The 1988-nt window shown below is 74.2% G+C and carries 3 protein-coding genes and 1 pseudogene; 3 read left to right on the top strand and 1 reads right to left on the bottom strand.

Features of this window, described 5'->3' with window-relative positions; all coding sequences use genetic code 11:
• From AB0O00_RS37270 to AB0O00_RS37260, 3 genes are all read left to right on the top strand, one after another.
• Positions 1 to 377, top strand: a 377-nt coding sequence (locus tag AB0O00_RS37270; protein ID WP_363659130.1) for a sigma 54 modulation/S30EA ribosomal C-terminal domain-containing protein, incomplete at its 5' end; no start/stop codon positions are given.
• Positions 378 to 400: 23 nt separating this feature from the next.
• Positions 401 to 697 (top strand): hypothetical protein, encoded by a 297-nt coding sequence (locus AB0O00_RS37265; protein WP_363659129.1) that lies wholly within the window; start codon positions 401 to 403, stop codon positions 695 to 697.
• A 78-nt stretch (positions 698 to 775) separates the two neighbouring features.
• Positions 776 to 1579 carry a methyltransferase domain-containing protein gene (locus tag AB0O00_RS37260; RefSeq protein ID WP_363659128.1) on the top strand — a complete coding sequence of 268 codons (804 nt, stop codon included), beginning with the start codon at positions 776 to 778 and terminating at the stop codon, positions 1577 to 1579.
• A gap of 7 nt (positions 1580 to 1586) precedes the next feature.
• On the opposite strand, the pseudogene AB0O00_RS37255 reads toward AB0O00_RS37260, so the two are convergent.
• Positions 1587 to 1988 (bottom strand): annotated as a pseudogene (locus tag AB0O00_RS37255) (NAD(P)-dependent oxidoreductase); the annotation flags it as partial.

Here is a 1988-nt window from a genome sequence, read left to right as displayed (position 1 = left end):
GGATCGTCCGCGTCAAGTCGCCGTCGCTGGTGTGGTGTTCGCCGGAAGCGGCGGTGCGCACCCTGGACGCGATGGACTACGACATCCACCTGTTCACCGACCCGGCCACCGAGACCGACGCCGTCGTCTACCGCACCGGCCCGACCGGCTACCGTCTGGCCCGCACGACCGCCGCCGCCCCGCCGCACCGCTCCGCCGTGCCGCTGACGCTCCACCCGCGCGGCGCCCGCCGCCTCTCCGACGACGAGGCCGTCGCCGGCCTGGAGGCCGCCGAACTGCCGTTCCTCTTCTACGCCGACCCGGTCACCGGGCGCGGGCGCGTCCTCTACCGCCGCTTCGACGGCCACCTCGGCCGCATCGCGGGCGGCCGGCCGTGAACAGACCCCGGTACGATCGCGCGGTGTCGGACGACAACTTCGACGAGGGGCTGCCCGAGGGCTGGACGATCGAGCGCGTCCGCACCGCCTCCGGGGACTCCGACGCCGAACTGCTCTCCCTCGCACGGCTCGTCGTCGTCGAGGAGCACGGCCGCACCGACTACACGACCCTCCTGCCACGCATCATCATCTCCTTCCACGGGCTCTGCCTCGTGTGGGCCGACGACGACTGGTACATGGGGGATTTGGAACCCGACGGCTCGATCTTCTGCTGGGCCCCCTACGGCCCCGACCTGGGCGAGGCCATCCGCGGCCTGTAACAGTTCTGCCGAACGGCCTATGCCGAACCGCCCCCTGCCGATCTACCTCCGCCGAATCGTCTCTGCGAGAATCGGCGCATGGCTGATCACGACGGTAACCACGGCTACCTCCTCGACAACCAGCAGGCCGAGGCCGGTATCCGCTTCGGCGCCCTGGCCGAGCTGTTCGACCCGGTGACCTTCCGGCACGTCGACCGGATCGGCCTCGGCCCGGGCATGCGCGTCTGGGAGGTCGGCGCCGGCGGCACGTCCGTCCCGCTCGGGCTGGCCGAGCGCGTCGGCCCGACCGGGACGGTGGTCGCCACCGACATCGACGCGTCGTGGACGCGCGGCATCGCCGACGGCGTGATCGAGGTGCTCACCCACGACGTCGCCGCCGACCCGCCGCCGCCAGGCGAGTTCGACCTCGTCCACGCCCGGCTCGTCCTCGTCCACGTCGCCGACCGCGCCGAGGCCCTGCGCCGCATGGTCGGGGCGCTGCGCCCCGGCGGCTGGCTCCTCCTGGAGGACGCCGACCCCGCGCTCATGCCGCTGGTCTGCCCCGACGAGTCCGGCCCCGAGCAGCGGCTCGCCAACCGGCTGCGCAACGGCTTCCGCGCGCTGATGGCCGGGCGCGGCGCCGACCTCGCCTACGGGCGCACCCTGCCGCGCGTGCTGCGCGAGGCCGGTCTCGCCGACGTGCAGGCCGACGCGTACTTCCCGATCACCTCGCCCGCGTGCGCCGTCCTGGAGGCCGCGACGGTGCGGCACGTCCGCCGCCTCCTGGTCGAGCAGGGCCTCGCGACGGAGGAGGAGATCGAGCTCCACCTCGCCAACGTCGCCTCCGGACAACTCGACCTGGCCATGGCCCCGATGATCTCGTCCTGGGGCCGCCGTATCTGACGGCCAGTCAGGCAGAGAGCAGTTCGACGAGACTGGACACCCCGTCCGGCCCGTGCCCCGCTTGCGCCGCCCGGCGGGTGACGGCGAGCGCGGCGTCCAGGACGGCGGTGTCCAGGCCGCGGGCCCGGGCCGTGTGGGCGACGTGCGCCAGGCCGGCCGCGGCGGAGGCCACGCTGCTGCGGTCGCCGGGGTGCCGCCGGTGGTCGGCGCGCCGGGCGTAGTCGTCGATCAGCGGGGGCAGCAGGAGCGGCAACCCCTGGGCGTACGGCGTGAGTTCGGCGCCGCTGATGCCCTCTGCGCGGGCGAGCGCGAGGGCGTGGACGTACCCGTGCACGGTGGTCCAGAACAGGTCCAGGAGGGCCGCGACGAAGGCCGCCGCCCGTCCGGGGTCCGTGCCGACGTGGCGCAC

Origin of the sequence: Kitasatospora sp. NPDC093558 (assembly GCF_040683475.1) — a bacterium.
Lineage (GTDB): Bacteria > Actinomycetota > Actinomycetes > Streptomycetales > Streptomycetaceae > Kitasatospora.
Note: the sequence above shows the minus strand (reverse complement) of the source record. Positions and strands in the feature narration are given on the sequence as shown.

Coding starts and splice junctions, on each gene's coding strand:
- AB0O00_RS37260 (WP_363659128.1), top strand. CDS start 776: ATGGCTGATCACGACGGTAACCACGGCTACCTCCTCGACAACCAGCAG.